Genomic DNA, 19,922 nt, shown 5'->3' on the forward strand with positions numbered 1-19,922 from the left:
AACAGTTTAGAGGTCACTTATGAGCTTCAATATTGCGTTAACAGGCATCGCTGCCGCACAAAAAGATTTAGATGTTACTGCTAATAACATCGCCAATGTAAATACCACGGGTTTTAAAGAGTCGAGAGCTGAATTTGCTGATGTTTATGCATCATCAGTTTTTACCTCGGGTAAAACTAAAAATGGTGATGGTGTGCAAACAACATCCGTATCTCAACAGTTTCACCAAGGTTCAACATTAGGTACGCAAAACTCACTGGATCTTGCAATCGGCGGAGAAGGGTATTTTGCTCTTAGTTCTGAGCTGGGTTCACAAGATCATACCTTTACTCGTGCAGGGGCGTTTAAATTAAACAAAGATAATTTTATCGTTGACTCAAGAGGTAGCTTTTTACAAGGTTTCCCTGTGGATCCATCAAGCGGGGATGCGACATCAGTGAGTTTGAGCACATCTACCGCGATTCAAATTCCTGATTCATCTGGTTCGCCGCGTGCTACGACAAATATATATTCGTCTTTTCGGTTGGATTCGACCAAAGCAGCGCCATCTGTTACACCATTTGATCCAACCCAATCTGGCTCAATTACTCACTCTACCTCAACCAATATTTATGATTCGTTAGGTGAATCGCATACCATGCAATTGTACTTTGTGAAAACAGATGCAGCGGTTACAGGAAATGCTAACGAATGGGAAGTCTATTCGACCTTAGACGGTCAAGTAGTAAACCCAGATGGAAGCCCGCAAGGCGCTACTGGACCATATACTCCAATTTCAACATTTCAGTTTGACGCTAACGGGTTACCACTCAATACCAACGGTACCGCAAATACGACAAATACATTTGATTCAGTGGTCTTCGATGGCGCTAACCTGACAGGTATTTTAAGCAATGGCGCTAGCTTTCCTAACAATGTAACTGTCAATTGGCGTGATGAAGCGGGCACTTCTTCAAAAATACCGACACAACATGCGGGATCTTTTGAAAATAAAGTACTAGACCAAGATGGTGCAGCTGTGGGGCGGTTGGCAAATATTGATATTGGTGTTGATGGAAAAATTGTTGCTTCTTATAGTAACGGAGATTCTAATTATTTAGGACAAGTTGCGTTAACCCGCTTTTCAAACTCTCAGGGCTTACAACAAGTCGGCAACACTTCGTGGAAGAAAAGTTTAACCTCTGGTGAGCCGATAGCTGGAGAAGCTAATTCGGGCGCATTTGGTAAAATTAGCTCATCGGCGTTAGAGCAATCGAATGTAAACTTAACCAATGAGTTAGTTGATTTGATCAGCGCACAACGTAACTTCCAAGCCAACTCGCGTGCACTAGAAGTGAACTCAACACTACAACAAAATATCTTGCAGATCCGATAATTTCGGTTCTACTTTTTATAATCCGACACCGAGGCCGCTATTTTTTAGCGGCCTTTTTTATTTGCACTATCTTGCTTACATTTGTCACGTCAATTTATTGTGGCACTTATCTTGCATTTATCACGTTATAGATTTTTAACGTGAGTCGATGTTATGGACAAGATGGTCTACATTGCAGCCTCTGGTGCTAAGCAAAGTTTGCGGGGCCTAGAGCTTAAAGCAAATAATTTAGCAAACGCGAATACCACAGGTTTCAAGTCTGACTTCGCACAAGCACGTTCGATGCAAGCGTTTGGGGAAGGTTTACCAACACGTGTTTTTACTATGCAAGAGCGCCCAGGCTCGAATATGACCTCTGGCGGTATAGTTGAAACTGGCCGTGATCTTGACATTGCGATGAGCGATAAAGGCTGGCTAACGGTACAAGATGCTTCCGGTAATGAGGCATATACTAAAGTCGGTACACTGAATATCACCCCTGATGGCGCTTTAATGACCAGTCATGGCCGTCAAGTTATTGGCGAAGGTGGGCCTATCATCTTACCGCTACCAATCGAAAAGATTGAATTTAGTGAAGATGGTTCGATTCAAGTACGTCCGCAAGGTGCACCCGCTAACTTTTTAGAAGTTGTCGACCGCTTAAAGGTGATAAAGGCAAATAACTCTGAGCTTGAAAAAGGCAATGATGGTCTATTTCGGCCAAAACCCGAATTACTGGAAAATGATATCTGTGGATTTTGCGACATCTCTAATGATGTGAAGGTGCTAAGTGGCACCTTAGAGATGTCAAATGTGAATCCGGTACATGAAATGGTGGATATGATAAGCCATCAACGTCAATTTGAATTACAAGTTAAGTTAATGAAAACGGCAGAAGAAATTGACGAACGACATACTCAATTACTGCGTATTGTTTAACTTTATTGAGAGGACATTAGTATGAATCCTGCATTGTGGATAAGTAAAACGGGGCTTGATGCTCAACAAACCGATATTTCGGTGATCTCAAATAATTTAGCCAATGCCAGTACCGTTGGTTATAAAAAAAGCCGTGCTGTGTTTGAAGATTTACTGTACCAAAATATTAATCAGCCGGGGGGACGTTCATCACAAGATACCGAAATGCCTTCTGGTTTAATGTTGGGGGCGGGTACTAAAGTTGTTGCCAATCAGAAAAACTTTTCCCAAGGTAATATGTTAACCACTGAAAATTCATTGGATTGGATGATCTCTGGCCCTGGTTTTTTTGAAGTGTTGCAGCCTGATGGCAATATTGCTTATTCGCGAAATGGTCAATTTACTACCGATGAAGATGGTCGCATTGTAACAGCAGGTGCTGGTTTTCCTGTGCAACCGGAAATGAATGTACCTGATGATGCGCAGTCAATTACCGTATCGCAAGATGGCGAGGTATCGGTGCGTATATCAGGGCAGCCTGAAAATGTGGTGATTGGTCAGTTAACGATCAGTGACTTTATTAATCCATCGGGCCTTGAGCCTGTAGGGCAAAACTTATATACCGAAACGGCAGTCAGTGGTGCACCCGTACAAGGTAACCCAGGGCTTGAAGGATTAGGCACGGTTGTACAAGGGGCACTTGAAACGTCTAACGTAAATGTAACCGAAGAATTAGTTAACCTGATTGAAACTCAACGTATTTATGAGATGAATTCAAAAGTGATTTCAGCGGTTGATGAAATGATGAGTTACATCAGTCAGCAACTTTAACTAATTCGGAGCAAAGTTATGCGTAATTTATCTATAGTCTTAACTGGTGCATTTATCTTGAGTGGCTGTATGACGACTCAAAACCACAGCGTGGTTCAAGATGATCCATACTATGCTCCTATGTACCCAGAGCCTGCCGCAGAGCAAGTCGTACCAACAGGCTCATTGTTTGATAGTTACTTATCAAACGATTTATATTCAGACAAAAAAGCCTTACGCACCGGGGATATAATTACAGTTAAACTGCAAGAATCAACGCAATCATCAAAAGCAGCTAAAACTGAAACGGATAAACAAAGTGATGCTAGCCTCGACCCTGTCATTGGTTTAGGCGGACTACCCGTTAATATTGGCGGCGATAGTATTCAATTTGGTGTTGGCAGTGGTGCAAAATTTAAAGGGGATACTAAGTCAAATCAATCTAATAGTTTATTTGGTGATATTTCGGTGAATGTGATGCGGGTATTACCGAATGGTAATTTAGTGATCCGTGGTGAAAAGTGGTTAACCTTAAACACCGGTGAAGAATTTATTCGTCTTGAAGGGCTTGTTCGTCCGCAAGATGTTACCGCAGATAATACTGTGACCTCTAACAGAATCGCGAATGCGCGCATTCAGTATTCTGGGAAAGGGCAAATGCAAGAGACTCAAACGGGAGGGTGGTTAACACGATTCTTCAGTAGTTCTCTGTTCCCTTTTTAAAGGATGTTGATATGAATAGCTTGAAAGCGTTGCTGTGTATATGTTTATTAGTTTGGCACTGTAGTGCCAGCGCTGAACGTATCAAAGATGTCTCAATGGTTGAAGGTGTTCGCTCAAACCAGTTAGTTGGTTATGGCCTGGTAGTCGGTTTACCTGGCACCGGTGAGCAAAGTCGTTTTACTGAACAAAGCTTTAAAGCCATGCTCAATAGCTTTGGTATTACCATGGCATCGAATTTAAAGCCTAAGATTAAAAATGTGGCTGCGGTTGCTGTTCATGCCGAGTTACCTGCATTTAGAAAACCCGGTCAAACTATTGATATTACTGTATCGTCAATCGGCAGTGCCGGTAGTTTACGCGGTGGCACATTATTGCAAACTTTCTTAAAAGGGGTTGATGGTAATACCTATGCAGTAGCGCAAGGTAGTTTAATTGTCGGTGGTTTAGGCCTTGAAGGCGCCGATGGTAGTAGGGTTGTTATGAATACCCCAACAGTAGGGCGTATTCCCAATGGCGCAACGGTTGAACGTGCAATTAAAAGCCCATTTATGCAAGGCGATTATATTACTTTTAACTTAAATCGTCCTGACTTTACGACGGCAAAACGTTTAGAGCAAACGATTAATGAGTTGGTTGGCCCTGATAGCGCACACGCACTTGATGCAGCCTCAATTCGTGTGCTTGCTCCGCGTGATGCATCACAGCGTGTTGCTTATTTATCAACGCTTGAAAATTTAGAGTTTAAACCAGCCGATACCTCGGCAAAAATTATCGTTAATTCACGCACAGGCACTATAGTAATAGGTAAAAATGTAAAGTTACAAGCAGCGGCAATTACCCATGGTGGCCTAACGGTTACAATTGCAGAACAGCAAAATGTATCTCAGCCTAACGCATTAAGTGAAGGGGAAACGGCCGTTACTAATCAAAGTATTATTGATGTTAACGAAGATGATTCACGAGCCTTTGTATTCAACCCAGGTGTGAGCCTTGACGATTTAGTACGCGCAATTAATGAAGTAGGTGCTGCACCGGGGGATTTAATGGCAATCCTTGAAGCATTAAAAGAAGCGGGTGCCATCAACGGTCAACTCGTGGTTATTTAACCATATTGACCCCCTAAGTTTGCGTTAACTCGCATTTAGGGGGGCTTGACTTGCATAATTAATCAACGCTTTTATACTTTCGCAAACTCGCAAACTCGCAAACTCGCAAACTCGCAAACTCGCACTCTTTATAAGTAATCTGCAAACTCGCCTTGGCTCAATTATTGCATTATTAATTTCATTATTAATCACTGTGTCAACTTGCTGATGGATACTAATCATCTCGATAAACAAAACTTCTTTGATTTAGGCAATCTTAATACCTTACGTCAAGATGCCTTAAAAAGTGATGCCTCGCCTGAAGCATCAAAAGAAGCGCTAAAAAAAGCAGCGGCACAATTTGAATCTATTTTTACGCAAATGTTGCTTAAAAGCATGCGCAAAGCAAATGAAGCGTTTGAAGACGAAGACAGTCCTTTTAATTCCAGTGGTGTAAAGTTTTTTGAAGAAATGCATGATCAACAGTTATCGGTTGATTTATCTTCAAAAGGCTCATTGGGTTTAGCCGATCTCATAGTGCAACAACTCTCTCCTGATGGAAAAAACTTTACCCCTAGTTCAGTGCTGCGCACTGTCGATGATTTTACTAGTGATCAACGTGCAACCGGTAAAAATGCCGATAATACGACTGACACCAAGGCTGTTAATAGCAGTTCATCAACAGCGCAAAAACCGCAATTTGAAAATGCTGAAGATTTTATTAGCAGTGTTTGGGAACATGCGAAAACAGCGGCTGAAAAAATTGGTTTGAACCCAGCGGTGATGGTTGCACAAGCGGCACTTGAGACTGGCTGGGGGAAACATATTATTAATAAAAGTGATGGCAACAGTAGCTTTAACTTATTTAATATCAAATCAGATAAAAGCTGGCAGGGTGAGAAAGCCAATAAAATGACACTCGAATTTGAACAAGGCACGCCAGTTAAAAAACAAGCAAGCTTTCGAGCATACGATTCTATTAAAGACAGTGTGAATGATTTTGTTGAGTTTTTGACAGAAAATCCACGTTACCAAGAAGCGTTACAAAATACCGCAAAACCGGCTGCTTTCTTAGACTCATTACAAAAAGCAGGTTATGCCACAGACCCCAATTACGCTGACAAAATTAAGCAAGTGCTTAACCGAACCGAACTAAAAACATTGGCGGCAACATTGGTTCGCCAAGGAGTAAATTAGAATGTCGTTTAACTTATTTGACATTGCAAGCTCAGGCGTTCGCGCTAATTCAGAATTGCTACAAACCACCAGTAAGAACATTGCCAATGTGAACACAGTGGGTTATGTACGCGAGCGTACAGAGCATATGACCATGATCGACAATCAAGTTGGTCGTGGAGATACCTATCGCTTATTAAATGAGTTTGCTCAAAAACAGCTCAATCGCGATACTTCAAATAAAACCTTTTTTGATCAATTTGTCACTGAAGCGGGTCGTGTTGATAGCTTGTTTTCTCAAGAATCCAATAGTTTATCGACCAGTATGAATTCGTTATTCAATAATGTGCAGGAAAGTTTAAATCAACCGTCTTCATCTGTTGCACGCTCATTAGTGATGACAGATGCAGAAAACTTGCTTGATCAAATGGAGCGTTTGTCAGGCATTGTATTTGATCAAAAAAATATCGTGAATGAGCAGTTAGAAATTTTTTCTGATGAAGCCAATACATTAATTCAAAATATTAGCAGCTTGAATAAGCAAATTGCGACCGTAAATGGTACACGCAACGAAGCAAACTCAAGCACTATGTATAACGAACGAGATTTAGCTATTCGTAAATTATCAGAGCTAATCGATGTAGAAACACTAGATGGCCCCAATGGTGAGAAGCTTGTTTTTATGGGCACTGGTGAGTCATTAGTAATGCAAGATGGTGCATTTAATTTATTTTCGATGGCTGGCGATCCGGATCCTAATTTTAAAGAATTACATTTAGATATAGATGGCGGCAAAGCGGTGCCGCTTGAAGTGGATGCGAGTAAATTAAAAGGTAAAATAGGTGGCCTACTGGCATTTCGTGATGACATTTTAGTACCCGCGCAAAATCAACTTGGCCAAATGGGCTTGGCGATTGCAGATGCGTTTAATCAACAAAACCGTTTAGGAATGGACGGTAATGGCGAACTCGGTGGGGATATTTTTACAATCCCAACTATTGGCGGTCACGCTTATCAAGCCAATACTGGCAATTCAAGTATAACGGCGACTTTAGAGCCCGGCAAAGGCAGTGAAATTCCTGCCAGTGACTTTATTGTTACTTATACCAGTGGCACAACTGTTGAAATACAACCTGTCGATAATAAAGGTCAGCCATTAGGAACTCCTGCAACCGCGGATATCGTCGCTGGCGTAATTGATTCATCAACGATTACTGGCGGAGAGTCGTATGGTTTACAATTAAATGTGTCGGGTAGTGGTAATGTTGGCGATCAATTTTCAGTAAAGCTTAATGCACAAGCCGCATCAAGTTTAACACTCGCCACCGATAGGCCTGAAGCGCTCGCATTGGCATCACCTATCCGTACAGCCGATAACATAAATAATACTGGTAATGCCAATATATCTGCTGGAACAGTGAGCAGTGTAACTAGCGGTGGCTTTACAACGACAAGTCCACCAGCTTTAGCGAATGGTGATATTAGTATTGTCAAAACCGCAAACGCAAATGAATACACACTTACAGATGGCAACGGAACAACAACATTTACTATAACTCCTCCTGCTGAGAATATGCTTGCTCAAGCTGGCGCTCCGTATGACAGCTATGGTTTTGATTTTAACATTGAAGGAACACCAGCTATAGGTGATAGCTTTACATTAGAATTTAATGAAGGCGGCTTTGATGATAACCGCAATGGCTTAATGTTGGCTGGGCTACAAAGCGGCGAGTTAGTGCGGCAAAATGTTACCACGACCGCATCAGCTGATAACCATAAAACATTCAATCAAGCCTATGCAGGGTTAGTCACTGATATTGGTGTTGTAACCAATCAAGCTATGACCAACGGGGCTGCTTTTGACGCATTAGCCCAACAGTCAGAGGCGTGGTATGAGTCATTGTCAGGGGTGAATTTAGATGAAGAAGCTGCAAACTTATTGCGTTTTCAGCAGTCTTACGCAGCTTCTGCACAAGTGCTTTCAGCAGCTCGTACAATTTTCGACACTTTACTTAGTGCTGCGAGGTAATTATGCGTTTATCAAATAACCAAATGTATCAAAATAGCTTAAATTCTATTTTGAATAACCAACAAAATGTTAATAAAGCGCAAGAACAAGTTAATACCCAAAAACGCGTACTGACCGCTGCAGATGATCCATCGGCAACTGCGCGGGCTTTACTGTATACCGACCGTATTCAAACGAATGAACAGTATAGTAAAAATATTACTATGCTGACGAGCCGGTTAAATACCCAAGAAAGTGTGCTTGAGAATATCAAAGGCTCACTTGAGAAAGCTTATACACTCGCGATTCAAGCTGGTAATGGGGTTTATACAGATATAGACCGTGAAGGTATTGCTGAGGAACTTAAATCGATACAAAGTAGTGTGCTTGATTTAATGAATGCCAAAACTGAAGATGGCAAATATATATTTTCAGGCTATCAGGATAACACCCAAACTTATTCCTTAGATTCATCAACAGGTAAATATGTGTATGGCGGTGACCAAGGTCAGCACAAGATTAAAGTTGCAGAAGGGGTTGAGATCAAATCCAGCGATAACGGGGTTGATACCTTTGAAAAGGTCAATGCGCGCTTAAATGTCGCCTCTAATGACGGCGTTGTATCGGGTGGTATCACCAGTGCAAAAGTGTATGTACGTGAGCAAGCTCCGTTTGATGCATTTCATAAAGCGAATTATAACGCTGATCCTGCAGCTGGGGCCGGTGCAAATACGTTTAATATTATAACGACCGCCGGTACACCTAATACATATCAGCTCGAACAAGGTGGGAATATCGTCAGCACGGGTAGTTTTGAGGGAGCAAAAATTAAACTTGCGGGGATGGAAATTGATATTAGCCCAGTTGCAAACGGGCAGGTAGACTTTACTTTAGAAGCGCCAAAAAAAGAAAATATTTTAAACACGCTAAGCGACTTAATAACAGGGTTAACTGACCCAACAATTAGTCAAGAAGATTATGACCAAGTATTGGCTGCGGCGATGATCCAAATTGATAACAGTAAAAATCAGGTCTCTTTAACTGAAGCCGGTTTAGGTGGGCGTTTAAATACAGCTAAAAAAATCACCCAATCGAATACTGATTTGGATGTAAATAATAAATCATCGCGTGCTGATTTGGTTGAACTCGATATGGCTGAGGCCATTACAGAGCTCACTAAACAAGAAACTGCACTGCAAGCTTCGCAGGCAACTTTTGGCCGCTTAGCTAAATTATCACTGTTCGATTACTTATAAGTAAGTTATAAGAACATCAAGAGTAAGGCAAAATATTGCCTTACTCTAGTATTTTCCCAGCCTTTTAAGATCATCTCCTTACTATTTAACAGCTTAATAATTTCCTGAAGAAAAAGATCAGCATAATAATCTCTTTAGTTGTTTAATAAACTTTATTAATTTAATAACGATAAAATTTATTAAATTACATGAGCTTAAAAAATAATATAAAAAAAATAAAAAAAAAGCTAAAGGATTTTTTTGCTAGACCGATAACTTAATTAACCAAGCAAAGTGTTGTAAATAACAACCATTGCTTAATCTAGTAAGTTTGAGAGTAAATGATAAGTTTACTTCTGGAGAGATATCATGGCTTTATACGTAAATACAAATGTTAGCGCGTTAAACGCACAAAGACAATTAAATAATTCTGGTAATGCACTAGATACATCATTCCAACGTTTATCATCTGGTTTGCGTATCAATAGCGCAAAAGATGATGCGGCAGGTCTACAAATTTCTGACCGTTTAACATCACAAATTAATGGTCTAAACCAAGGTAACCGTAACGCAAATGACGGTATATCTTTAGCACAAACTGCTGAGGGTGCACTTGATGAAGTTACAGCAATGTTTCAACGAGTACGTACTCTTGCACAGCAAGCAACTAATGGCTCAAATACTGATGAGGATCGCTTAGCGATTCAAGAAGAAATTAGATCTTTGTCCGCTGAAGTAAACCGAGTTGCAGAAGATACTACCTTTGGTGGTCAAAATCTACTAGATGGAACTTATGATGCCAAGTTCCAAGTTGGTGCTGATGCGGTACAAACAATTGGCTTTAGCATGCAAAATGTAGGTGGCACAGCTACAACTAACAGTATATCTACAAATGGTGGATTTACTATGTCAGGTATTGCTGGGGTTGCCAGTGCTGTCGGTGGTAAAGGTTTAAGTACCCTTGCAGCTGGTGTATCTGACATTGCAGGCTCTGCGATTGGTGCTACTAGCGATTTTGCTACTAAGTTTACTGAAACAGGTATCAGTGTTTCATCACAAACAAATGCACAGTATGTTTTAGCTGGTATGGACGCAATGATTGCGGTTGTTGATAAAAAACGTGCTGAATTAGGTGCGGTGCAAAACCGTTTCCAATCAACGATTCGTAATCAATCAAATATTGCTGAAAATCTAAGTGCTGCAAAATCACGTATTAAAGATACTGACTTTGCACAAGAAACAGCGAACTTAACTAAGATGCAGATCTTACAACAAGCAAGCCAAACAATTCTTAGCCAGGCTAATCAACGTCCACAGGCTGCATTGAGTCTTCTAGGATAATTGGTTGGGATAAGTCAATTAATTGACTAAGAATGTAGCGCCTTTGTCTAATGGGGTATTAACAAAGGCGCTGAAACGGATTGATAAAGCGGAGGCGCTTAAAAATCCTGTATTGTTCTAATATTTGTAAGAACATATATTGTTAAGCATAAAATATGCCAACAATAAAAACCCACTCTCAAACTTATCTTCAAAGGGCCTTACAGGCCCTTTTCTCGTTTTTCTAATTCAATGCAACTCTATCTATAAAGTTGGCCTAAAGCTTGCTCTAGTCTTATTAAGTTTTAACTAACCTGCAAAGTGGCAGTTTTTTGCCCCAGGCAATTAAAGTTTGCCGTTGTAATGAGTCACTTTGTCAAATACCACCACCTCAAGGTGATGGCTTAACTTTGACAGATAAGAAGAGAGTTTATTATGGCTTTATATGTAAATACAAATGTGAGTGCATTAAATGCGCAAAGACAACTTGAAAGAACTGGAGGTGACCTTGATACCTCATTCAAACGTCTATCTTCAGGTTTACGTATTAATAGTGCTGCAGATGATGCGGCAGGTTTGCAAATCTCTGATCGCTTACAATCGCAAATCCTGGGTTTAAACCAAGGTAACCGAAATGCCAATGATGGAATTTCATTAGCACAAACAGCTGAAGGTGCAATGGATGAAATTACGTCGACTTTTCAACGTATTCGAACACTGGCACAACAATCTGCGAATGGGTCAAATACCGACGAAGATCGTTTGGCAATTCAAGAAGAGATCCGTCAATTATCTGCAGAGGTAAATCGAATTGCTGCTGACACCACATTTGGTGGACAAAACCTTCTAGATGGTAGTTATGCTGCGAGTTTTCAAGTTGGCGCAGATGCAGTACAGACTATTGGTTTTAGTATGCAGGATGTGGGCACTTCTGCCGGAGGGGCGAATAGTGTTTCGGCTAATGGTGGGTTCACTATGTCTGGTATTGCGAGTATTGCTTCAGCCGTTGCAGGTAAGGGGATGTCTACATTAGCAGCGGGTATCAGTAATGTTTCTTCTTCATTAACAGAAGCTACAGTTGGTTTTAGTAGTATTACAGCCGGTGGGATTAGTGTTTCTAGCCAAGGAAATGCGCAACTAGTTTTTGCTGCTATGGATGCAATGATAGCTGTTGTTGATAAAAAACGTGCTGAATTAGGTGCTGTACAAAACAGATTTCAATCGACTATTCGTAACCAAGCTAATATTTCTGAAAATTTAGCTTCTGCAAAATCTCGAATCAAAGATGCTGACTTTGCAATGGAAACTGCAAACTTAACTAAAAACCAAATTTTACAACAAGCTAGTCAAACTATTTTAGGTCAAGCAAATCAAAGACCTCAAGCTGCTTTAAGCTTATTACAAGGTTAAAATTAAATAAAAGTTAAATTATTTTACAAATAAAGCTAAAGCTTTCGCTTTATCAGACGATAACTGATTTAGAGAACTACAGATCTAGGACTCTATGTCGACTTAATAACTGGGTAGGGGTATCTCGTTATTGAGTTATAAAATGATAAAGCGGAGGCTAATATGGCTATCTATGTAAATACTAATGTGAGTTCACTGAACGCACAGCGCCAGTTAATGAAATCTGGTAATCAGCTTGATACATCCTTTCAACGTCTATCGTCAGGCTTACGCATTAATAGTGCAAAAGATGACAGTGCTGGTATGCAGATTTCGAATCGCTTAACTGGTCAAGTTAATGGTTTGAATCAAGGTAATCGTAATGCTAATGATGGCATTTCACTTGCTCAAACGGCTGAGGGCGCTCTGGACGAAGTAACAACAATGTTCCAACGAGTTCGTACTCTTGCTCAACAAGCAACGAATGGTTCAAATACTGATGAAGATCGTTTAGCGATTCAAGAAGAAATAAGATCATTAGCTGCTGAAGTTAATCGTGTTGCAGAAGATACTACCTTTGGTGGGCAAAACCTTTTAGATGGCAAATATGATGCTAAATTTCAGGTTGGTGCTGATGCGGTCCAAACCATAGGTTTTAGTATGCAAAACGTAGGTGGTACTGCAGCTACAAATAGCATTTCAACTAATGGTGGATTTACTATATCAGGTATTGCCGGTGTTGCTAGTGCTGTAGGTGGTAAAGGTTTAACCACGCTTGCTGCTGGTGTATCTGACATCGCAGGCTCTGCGATTGGTGCTACAAGCGACTTTGCAACTAAGTTTACTGAAACGGGTATCAGTGTTTCATCACAAACAAATGCACAGTATGTTTTAGCTGGTATGGATGCAATGATTGCTGTAGTTGACAAAAAACGTGCTGAATTAGGTGCGGTGCAGAATCGATTCCAATCTACAATTCGAAATCAATCTAACATTTCTGAAAACTTGTCCGCTGCTCGCTCGCGTATTCAGGATACTGACTTTGCATCAGAGACAGCAAATTTAACTAAGATGCAGATACTACAACAAGCAAGTAGCTCAATTCTCAGTCAAGCAAACCAGCGTCCACAAGTAGCATTATCGTTACTAGGGTAGGCAGCTATTAGGTCATTATTGGGATATTATCTCGATAATGACTTATACTTTGTTTGTATTTTGAAGGAGAGCTATCATGGCTGACTTAGGTGCATTAATTAAATCGAGTGAAAATTTCACCACTAATTCAACGTTTATAAATAAAAATGAGTTAAACGAAGCAAGTAAAAAAGCAACTGTTGAACAAGCTAGTAAAAAAATTGCTGGTAGAGAGCCCGCACTTGTTGATGATAGCCAGCAGCTTGATTCTGAAAGTGAAAGAAAAGCACTGATTGATGAAGTGAAAGAAAACTTAGAGAAATTAAATAAGTATATTCCCGTTACTTCAACAAATTTGAAGTTTGAATTTGATGAGCAGGGCGATCCGCCAATTATCAAAGTGTTTGATAAAACAAGCGAAGAAGTTATTCGCGAAATTCCCACTGAAGAGTTTAGAGAAGTTGCTAAAGCTTTAGATGAATTTGCCGATAAACTTACTAATAAAGGTTTGTTATTTAATCAAACAGTATAATATTTTTTGGAACAGATAGTAGGAGAGAGGTATGCCACTTATAACATCCGCAGGTATTGGATCTGGGTTGGACCTTGAAAGTATCATTCAGGCAACTGTTGATGCCGAAAATGTTCCAAAAATGAATGCTTTTGCAAAAAAAGATAAGTCACTAGAGGTTGAAATTTCATCAATCGGAGAGATCAAGTCTGCGTTATCCAAGCTACAAGACACAATAAAAAAGCTAGCAGATCCTGATAACTTCAATAAACGCATTGCTAATATCACTCAACCAACAAGTGATGACGGTGATCTTGTCTCAGTTACTCCAACAAAAGATATTACGCCTGGTAATTTTAAAATTGAAGTTTTAGCACTGGCTCAGGGTAGTCGTGCAACCTCAAACGATGCTGTACCTCCTTTATTTTCTTCTACTGACGATGTAGTTACTGCTTCTGGAGGCACCTTATCATTTGCTGCTGGAGACAAAAGCTTTGATCTAACTCTCGATGCGGGTGCGACATTAGCTGATTTACGTGACGCAATTAATGACTCGGATGATAATTTTGGTGTAACAGCAAATATAATAAATACTGGTACAGAGTCAAAGTTGGTACTTACTTCGAGTGTGAGTGGTGCTGGTAATGACTTGGTAATCACCAATGATAATGCTGAGCTTGATAATGTATCTACTGATGCTAATGGAGGAGCTCCTGGTAGTGGTGGTATTGGTATAACAGCTGGAAATGAAGCAAAAAGCGCAGTAATTAAAGTTGATGGTATTGAGATTACTAATGACACAAATACCTTTAAAGATGCTGTGCAAGATATGACTATTACAGCTAAGCGTGAAAGTGTTGATGGAGAAACGGCAAAGTTAGCTGTTAGCTATGACCGTGAGAGTGTTACAACATTAATTGATGAATTTATTGCTAATTATAACAATGCAATAGGACAGTTAGGCCTGCAATCGAGAGTCGGTAAACCTTTAAATAGCGATGCAACTATTCGTACTTTGAGCTCGCAGATGGTCAATATGCTTTCTACAAATTTAACTGATGCAGGGCCTTTCACAAGTATTTTCGATATTGGTTTGGGTGTTGATAAGAAAGGTTACCTAGAAAAATCAACTTTAGTCCGTAGTTTAAATACAGCAATGGATGAGAATTTTGATAATATTGGCAAGGCCTTTGCTGGTGAAAATGGTGTTGCTAAACAGTTTGAATCTTTTTTAGATAATTACGTAAGTTCAAAAGGGATCTTGAAACAACGAGAAGATAATCTAAACACACAGGTCACTGATTTAGAAGATGATGTGCTAAAGCATGAATTTAGAATGACCGAATTAGAAAGTAGGCTTAGAAAGCAATATGCTGGCTTAGATGTGTTACTGGCGCAAATGCAGTCAACACAACAGTACTTAGGAGCGCAGCTTGCGAGCTTACCTGGATTTACAAGAAACAAATCATAAATGAATTTTGATTTAAAAGGGTTTTAATATGTATAACGCCAAAGTAAAAAATTATCAGAAAGAAGCACTCAAGACCCGTGTTGCCGGTGCTGATCGCTATGAAATAATTCAAATGTTAATGGCGGGTGCGATTGAAAAAATGGTGATGTCTAAAGTTGCTATTGAAAGAAAACATATGGAAGCGAAGGCCGAACATTTATCTAAAGCGACTGCTATTATTGAAGCCTTAAGGGGCTGTTTGGATTTTAAAGTTGGTGGTGAAGTGACTGATAATTTATATGCACTTTATTCTTATATGATAGATCGCTTAGTTGATGCAACAATAAAAAATGATCCTGCAATTGTTGAAGAAGTATCTAATTTATTAAAAGAAATAAAGTCTGCTTGGGATGCTATTCCTCACGACGTTCGAGAAAAAACACTTAGTGAAAATGGTATAGATGCTAATGTCGGATGAGCGCTTAGTAGACATAGAAATGCAAATTAAAACTACTGAACAGTTATTGGCTTCGAGTGATTTAGATGCACTGGAAGAAGCTGCTGCAAATTTAGAGCTCGCCATTCGAACGTTTTTTGAAGACACACATCTTTTAGATAATTCAGAACTACCTGCCTATCAAAAAATATATGATACATTCTCTCTGTTAACACTAAAGGTAGAAGTAAAAAAAAGAGAGTTCGCAGAGGCATTAGGTAATCATTTAAGCACGAAGAAAAAGCTCAATGTTTATAAAAGTATCAAATAGGCCAGTTAAAGATGGTAAATAATCAGTCAGTAGAAGAACAGTTAGAATTACTTTCAAATAAAATTGATGACACATTGACGCAGCAAAAAAGAGAACAAGAGTTTGCGAATGTAGCAAATTTAAAATTTGAAGAAAACCTGCTCGTTTTTAAAAAATATTTCCCTGATATTTTTGAAAAGTTTCAAAAGTATCAACCAAGCGAACAGTTTAAATTTATTTTAAATGATAATGGTACTGCTAATATTATTGACTATGAAACTCAGGTACCTATGTACTCTGAAGACCCTATAAAACAAGCTATTGAACAAGTTAATAATAATATTAAGACGCCAATTCTGGGCAAAACAGATCACTCTGCAATTTCTTCAATCCAAAATCCCTTAGATTTTATTCACATTGATTTAATGAATAAAATGGGACAAGTGTTTGGCGAAGCTAAGGCAAATTTACAAGACAATAATTGTTTAGAAGAGAAGCTACCAAGTCTGATGCTGTTTGGAATTGGTCTAGGTTATCATTTACCAGAGCTAATCGAAAAGCGAGAAATCAGTTTTATTAATATTATTGAGCCAAATGAAGATTATTTTTTTGCAAGTTTATTTGTAGCTGATTGGAAAAATATTTTAGAAAGTATAGATAATAATGGAAGCTTCCTTTATTTGGGAATTGGCAAGTCCGAAGATGAGGTATTCAAAAATATTTATGATCGAAGTCGTAATGTAGGTATCGCTTCGGTTAGTTATACTTGGTTCTATCAACATTACCCATCTAAAAAAATGAATAAATGGATAGATGAGTTTAAGGTGAATTTCCATCAATTCTTTACTGGCTTCGGTTTCTTTGATGATGCACTTATGGGAATTGCACACACATTAGGTAATTTAGAGAATAATCTTCCATTAATGAGTGTTCAAAAACCAATGAAACATGAAATGGCGACATACCCAGTCGTCATCATTGCTAATGGGCCTTCGCTTGATCAAGAAATTGAATTTTTACAGCATATACAAGATAAGGTTGTTATTTTTTCTTGTAACTCAGCATCTACAGCTTTAGTTAAAAAAGGGATCATACCTGATTTTCATGTCGCTTTAGAAAGAACAGAAATGACACATGATTTTTTAAGAGATTTTTTACCTGAAGAAGCACGTCAAAAAATGAATTTATTGGTCACAAATGTTATGCATCCAAAGGTTGCTAGTTTGTTTCCATGGACAGGTTATGGATTAAAAGGAAATGAATCTGCCACGCAATTGGTTCATTTATCACAATTCTTAGACGGTAAGCCAATAACTGAAATACTTTCTTATTGTAATCCATTGGTGGGTAATACAGCACTGAGTTATACCTGTCATCTGGGCTTTAAAAATATCTATCTCTTTGGTGTGGATAATGGTTATATTGATGAAGAATACCACCATTCAAAATCAAGTTTTTATTATGCTGAATCTGGAGTGACAGAGCATAAGCCATTGAAAATTGGTAAGCAGATCGCTATCCCAGGGAACTTTACGCAAACAATACTTACAGATGAATTTATGAGTATTGGTAATATACAAATGGAAAAATTAATTAACTCGTTTAAAGATCGAGGCATTAGTTTTTACAATTGCAGCAACGGTGCAAAAATAAAGGGGGCAACTCCGCTTAAATCCGATTATGTCTATTTAGAGCCGACTTCGTTAATGAAGTCACAAGTTGTTGATTATATAAAAGTGAACCGCTTTTCCGCTAATTGTAAGTTTGCAGATGTTGAACCGTTATTAAATTTTGATGGTTTTTCTGAGTTTTGTGAAACAATGGTGGAAATTTTAAATGAAGAAGCGACAACGCGTTCAGATGCCCTTGATCGATTACTTAAAAGTATTCGTTATTTATACTCATTCAAAAATTCGGTTAAGTACTTAAATGTTTTCTTGTTGCTTGAAGGTGAAACTCTTTATACAACATCATTGCTTGTTTCCTTATTATACAATTACGGAAACGAAAATGAGATCTTAGAGTATTACAATAAAGCACTTACTCACTGGATTACTTTTATTGAAAATGCCCCTGAGTATTACCGAGAAAATGTACGGTTATGTAAATGATATATAAGTAGTCCATAATTAGAACGTTAGTTGAGCAGACTGGCGAGCAAAGCTTTTAACTTGGTATGTTTATTGCTGCTTTGAACGCAGTAAAATTATTAATTAAACTGTATATCTCATTTCATTAGAAGAATAACCACTATGACTGCACGCAAGAATATAAAAAGCATGGCTTTACAGCAAAATGCAAAATCTATTATACCTGGTTTAACCCAATTGCTTTCTAAAAGGCCAGACATGTTTAGTACCAACATATGGCCTGGTTATTTTTCAAAAGCCAAAGGTGCTAAAGTCTGGGACCTAGACGGAAATGAATATCTTGATATGTCTATTTCAGGTATAGGGGCAAATATTCTAGGCTACGCTGTTGATGCAGTTGATGATGAGGTTATTAAATCTATTCGTAATGGGGTGAGTTCTAGCTTAAATTGCCCTGAAGATGTTGAGCTTGCTGATAAGTTACTGGAGCTTCACTCTTGGGCTGAGCAAGTAAGGTATGCTAGATGTGGTGGCGAAGCGATGGCGGTAGCTGTTCGTATTGCCCGTGCGGCAACCGGTAAAGATAAAATCGCTTTTAGTGGTTATCATGGATGGCATGATTGGTACTTATCTGCCAATGTGACGAGTAACAGTAATCTTAATGATCATTTAATTCCAGGCCTTTCACCAAAAGGTGTTCCAAAAGCGTTAGCTGGAACAGCATTACCATTTCCTTTTAACGATATAGAAGCCTTAGAAAAGTTAGTAGCTGAAAATGGTAATGAACTGGCCGCGATCGTGATGGAGCCAATGAGAAATTTTGCTCCATCTGAAGAGTACTGGCAACAAGTTGAAGCAATTGCTTCGCGATTAAATATTCCATTAATTATTGATGAAATATCTATGGGCTTTAGGATCAACTGTGGCGGTTCGCATTTAAAGCTTGGTATTAACCCTGACATTGCTGTTTTCTCTAAGGCTATGGCTAATGGTTATGCTATGGCTGCTGTTATCGGTAAGTCTAAATGGATGGATGCAGCTCAAACGAGTTTTATATCGAGCACTATGTGGACTGAGCGAGTGGGACCAACAGCGGCATTAGCAACTATTAACTATTACGAAAAACATCAAGTACATGAGCACCTGACATCAATAGGTGCAAAAATTAAGGCAGGTTGGCAGAGCTTAGCACAGAAGCATGGTCTCGAAATTCATGTCTCTGGTATTGATGCTCTTTGTCATTTTAGTTTAAAAAACGAAAACTTTTTGACTCTCAAGTCTTACTTTATCGAGAAGATGTTAGAGCAAGGTGTGCTAGCGACAAATATGTTTTACTGTATGTATGCGCACAAAGAACAGCACGTAGATGCTTACCTAAAAGCTGTTGATAATGCGTTTTCAGCAATAGCCGATGCGATTGAAAACCCTGAGTTATTGGTACATGTTATCCCTTCAACATCGGGCTTTAAAAGGCTGAATTAAGATGAACTTTCTGACTTCAGATAGGTTTCAGTTAAGATACCTCGAAGCTGCTGATGCAACTTCGGATTATATAAACTGGTTAAATTCAGAGGTAAGCCAATACATTTTAAATAAGCCTAAATCGATAAATAGCTTAGAAAAGTACATAGAAGAGCAACATTCAGATTCTAATGTATATTTTTATGGCATATTTACTCTTGATAACGATAAACATATTGGAAATATTAAGTTTATTATCAAAGGAGAAAATCGAGACTGTGTCGAAATGGGTATTTTAATTGGCGAAAAATCTTGGCATGGGAAAGGCGTTGCCAAAGAAGTGATAGAGTGCTTTGCAAGTCATGCAAAACAACAGTTAGGTATCAGTAAAATGCAGCTTGGTGTTGATTCTGCCAATACTGCTGCAGTTTCAGCTTATTATAAAATAGGTTTTAAAGTTGTTAATGATGGCCGAGATGACGGTGGCCTTACAATGTTATGGGAGTTTTAAA

At 38.9% G+C, this 19,922-nt stretch carries 18 protein-coding genes; all 18 read left to right on the forward strand.

The window, feature by feature from the left end; genetic code table 11:
- The first annotated feature begins 19 nt into the window (after nucleotides 1-19).
- The 18 genes from flgE to ACMVDV_RS00590 all read left to right on the forward strand — a co-directional run bounded on the left by flgE (nucleotide 20) and on the right by ACMVDV_RS00590 (nucleotide 19,921).
- Nucleotides 20-1,375 carry a flagellar hook protein FlgE gene (flgE, locus tag ACMVDV_RS00505; protein ID WP_416156824.1) on the forward strand — a complete coding sequence of 452 codons (1,356 nt, stop codon included), beginning with the start codon at nucleotides 20-22 and terminating at the stop codon, nucleotides 1,373-1,375.
- A 153-nt stretch (nucleotides 1,376-1,528) separates the two neighbouring features.
- Nucleotides 1,529-2,293 carry a flagellar basal body rod protein FlgF gene (locus ACMVDV_RS00510; protein ID WP_304182275.1) on the forward strand — a complete coding sequence of 255 codons (765 nt, stop codon included), beginning with the start codon at nucleotides 1,529-1,531 and terminating at the stop codon, nucleotides 2,291-2,293.
- 21 nt (nucleotides 2,294-2,314) lie between these two features.
- The gene (flgG, locus tag ACMVDV_RS00515) at nucleotides 2,315-3,103 is read left to right on the forward strand and encodes a flagellar basal-body rod protein FlgG (protein WP_145239534.1); all 789 of its coding nucleotides are present in this window, start codon (nucleotides 2,315-2,317) and stop codon (nucleotides 3,101-3,103) included.
- An 18-nt stretch (nucleotides 3,104-3,121) separates the two neighbouring features.
- Complete coding sequence (gene flgH / locus ACMVDV_RS00520) at nucleotides 3,122-3,805, forward strand: flagellar basal body L-ring protein FlgH (protein WP_192540968.1); 684 nt, start codon at nucleotides 3,122-3,124, stop codon at nucleotides 3,803-3,805.
- Nucleotides 3,806-3,816: 11 nt separating this feature from the next.
- A complete protein-coding gene (locus ACMVDV_RS00525; RefSeq protein ID WP_416156825.1) occupies nucleotides 3,817-4,911 on the forward strand; it encodes a flagellar basal body P-ring protein FlgI in 1,095 nt (364 codons plus the stop codon).
- A 207-nt stretch (nucleotides 4,912-5,118) separates the two neighbouring features.
- Entirely contained in the window at nucleotides 5,119-6,087 is a 969-nt protein-coding gene (flgJ, locus tag ACMVDV_RS00530; protein WP_304182273.1) for a flagellar assembly peptidoglycan hydrolase FlgJ, read from the forward strand.
- Nucleotide 6,088: 1 nt separating this feature from the next.
- The gene (gene flgK / locus ACMVDV_RS00535) at nucleotides 6,089-8,095 is read left to right on the forward strand and encodes a flagellar hook-associated protein FlgK (RefSeq protein ID WP_304182272.1); all 2,007 of its coding nucleotides are present in this window, start codon (nucleotides 6,089-6,091) and stop codon (nucleotides 8,093-8,095) included.
- 2 nt (nucleotides 8,096-8,097) lie between these two features.
- Nucleotides 8,098-9,330, forward strand: coding sequence for a flagellar hook-associated protein FlgL (flgL, locus tag ACMVDV_RS00540; RefSeq protein ID WP_416156826.1), 1,233 nt, complete (start codon nucleotides 8,098-8,100; stop codon nucleotides 9,328-9,330).
- 348 nt (nucleotides 9,331-9,678) lie between these two features.
- On the forward strand, nucleotides 9,679-10,650 hold the full coding sequence (locus ACMVDV_RS00545) for a flagellin (RefSeq protein ID WP_416156827.1): 972 nt from the start codon (nucleotides 9,679-9,681) through the stop codon (nucleotides 10,648-10,650).
- Nucleotides 10,651-11,064: 414 nt separating this feature from the next.
- Nucleotides 11,065-12,039 carry a flagellin gene (locus ACMVDV_RS00550; RefSeq protein ID WP_064666507.1) on the forward strand — a complete coding sequence of 325 codons (975 nt, stop codon included), beginning with the start codon at nucleotides 11,065-11,067 and terminating at the stop codon, nucleotides 12,037-12,039.
- Nucleotides 12,040-12,201: 162 nt separating this feature from the next.
- On the forward strand, nucleotides 12,202-13,173 hold the full coding sequence (locus ACMVDV_RS00555; RefSeq protein WP_416156828.1) for a flagellin: 972 nt from the start codon (nucleotides 12,202-12,204) through the stop codon (nucleotides 13,171-13,173).
- A gap of 76 nt (nucleotides 13,174-13,249) precedes the next feature.
- Nucleotides 13,250-13,684 carry a flagellar protein FlaG gene (locus ACMVDV_RS00560; RefSeq protein WP_416156829.1) on the forward strand — a complete coding sequence of 145 codons (435 nt, stop codon included), beginning with the start codon at nucleotides 13,250-13,252 and terminating at the stop codon, nucleotides 13,682-13,684.
- 31 nt (nucleotides 13,685-13,715) lie between these two features.
- Complete coding sequence (gene fliD / locus ACMVDV_RS00565) at nucleotides 13,716-15,134, forward strand: flagellar filament capping protein FliD (RefSeq protein WP_416156830.1); 1,419 nt, start codon at nucleotides 13,716-13,718, stop codon at nucleotides 15,132-15,134.
- A 28-nt stretch (nucleotides 15,135-15,162) separates the two neighbouring features.
- Nucleotides 15,163-15,591 (forward strand): flagellar export chaperone FliS, encoded by a 429-nt coding sequence (fliS, locus tag ACMVDV_RS00570; protein WP_149981556.1) that lies wholly within the window; start codon nucleotides 15,163-15,165, stop codon nucleotides 15,589-15,591.
- On the forward strand, nucleotides 15,581-15,880 hold the full coding sequence (locus ACMVDV_RS00575; protein WP_416156831.1) for a hypothetical protein: 300 nt from the start codon (nucleotides 15,581-15,583) through the stop codon (nucleotides 15,878-15,880). The genes fliS and ACMVDV_RS00575 overlap by 11 nt, the downstream gene beginning before the upstream one ends.
- A gap of 11 nt (nucleotides 15,881-15,891) precedes the next feature.
- Entirely contained in the window at nucleotides 15,892-17,970 is a 2,079-nt protein-coding gene (locus ACMVDV_RS00580) for a 6-hydroxymethylpterin diphosphokinase MptE-like protein (protein ID WP_416156832.1), read from the forward strand.
- A gap of 237 nt (nucleotides 17,971-18,207) precedes the next feature.
- Nucleotides 18,208-19,431: an aminotransferase class III-fold pyridoxal phosphate-dependent enzyme gene (locus tag ACMVDV_RS00585; protein WP_416156833.1), complete on the forward strand. Its 1,224-nt coding sequence runs from the start codon at nucleotides 18,208-18,210 to the stop codon at nucleotides 19,429-19,431.
- A 1-nt stretch (nucleotide 19,432) separates the two neighbouring features.
- Nucleotides 19,433-19,921 (forward strand): GNAT family N-acetyltransferase, encoded by a 489-nt coding sequence (locus ACMVDV_RS00590; RefSeq protein WP_416156834.1) that lies wholly within the window; start codon nucleotides 19,433-19,435, stop codon nucleotides 19,919-19,921.
- The last annotated feature ends 1 nt before the right edge of the window (nucleotide 19,922 follow it).

Origin of the sequence: Pseudoalteromonas sp. ASV78, assembly GCF_047806705.1 — a bacterium.
GTDB lineage: Bacteria > Pseudomonadota > Gammaproteobacteria > Enterobacterales > Alteromonadaceae > Pseudoalteromonas > Pseudoalteromonas prydzensis_A.

Excerpts from the sequence above, each read along its gene's own strand:
- flgG (WP_145239534.1), top strand. The coding sequence starts at position 2,315 with ATGAATCCTGCATTGTGGATAAGTAAAACGGGGCTTGATGCTCAACAA.
- ACMVDV_RS00560 (WP_416156829.1), top strand. The coding sequence starts at position 13,250 with ATGGCTGACTTAGGTGCATTAATTAAATCGAGTGAAAATTTCACCACT.
- flgJ (WP_304182273.1), top strand. The coding sequence starts at position 5,119 with ATGGATACTAATCATCTCGATAAACAAAACTTCTTTGATTTAGGCAAT.
- ACMVDV_RS00545 (WP_416156827.1), top strand. The coding sequence starts at position 9,679 with ATGGCTTTATACGTAAATACAAATGTTAGCGCGTTAAACGCACAAAGA.
- ACMVDV_RS00510 (WP_304182275.1), top strand. The coding sequence starts at position 1,529 with ATGGACAAGATGGTCTACATTGCAGCCTCTGGTGCTAAGCAAAGTTTG.
- ACMVDV_RS00525 (WP_416156825.1), top strand. The coding sequence starts at position 3,817 with ATGAATAGCTTGAAAGCGTTGCTGTGTATATGTTTATTAGTTTGGCAC.
- flgE (WP_416156824.1), top strand. The coding sequence starts at position 20 with ATGAGCTTCAATATTGCGTTAACAGGCATCGCTGCCGCACAAAAAGAT.
- flgK (WP_304182272.1), top strand. The coding sequence starts at position 6,089 with ATGTCGTTTAACTTATTTGACATTGCAAGCTCAGGCGTTCGCGCTAAT.
- ACMVDV_RS00555 (WP_416156828.1), top strand. The coding sequence starts at position 12,202 with ATGGCTATCTATGTAAATACTAATGTGAGTTCACTGAACGCACAGCGC.
- ACMVDV_RS00575 (WP_416156831.1), top strand. The coding sequence starts at position 15,581 with ATGTCGGATGAGCGCTTAGTAGACATAGAAATGCAAATTAAAACTACT.
- ACMVDV_RS00590 (WP_416156834.1), top strand. The coding sequence starts at position 19,433 with ATGAACTTTCTGACTTCAGATAGGTTTCAGTTAAGATACCTCGAAGCT.
- ACMVDV_RS00585 (WP_416156833.1), top strand. The coding sequence starts at position 18,208 with ATGTTTAGTACCAACATATGGCCTGGTTATTTTTCAAAAGCCAAAGGT.
- fliS (WP_149981556.1), top strand. The coding sequence starts at position 15,163 with ATGTATAACGCCAAAGTAAAAAATTATCAGAAAGAAGCACTCAAGACC.
- ACMVDV_RS00580 (WP_416156832.1), top strand. The coding sequence starts at position 15,892 with ATGGTAAATAATCAGTCAGTAGAAGAACAGTTAGAATTACTTTCAAAT.
- ACMVDV_RS00550 (WP_064666507.1), top strand. The coding sequence starts at position 11,065 with ATGGCTTTATATGTAAATACAAATGTGAGTGCATTAAATGCGCAAAGA.
- flgH (WP_192540968.1), top strand. The coding sequence starts at position 3,122 with ATGCGTAATTTATCTATAGTCTTAACTGGTGCATTTATCTTGAGTGGC.
- fliD (WP_416156830.1), top strand. The coding sequence starts at position 13,716 with ATGCCACTTATAACATCCGCAGGTATTGGATCTGGGTTGGACCTTGAA.
- flgL (WP_416156826.1), top strand. The coding sequence starts at position 8,098 with ATGCGTTTATCAAATAACCAAATGTATCAAAATAGCTTAAATTCTATT.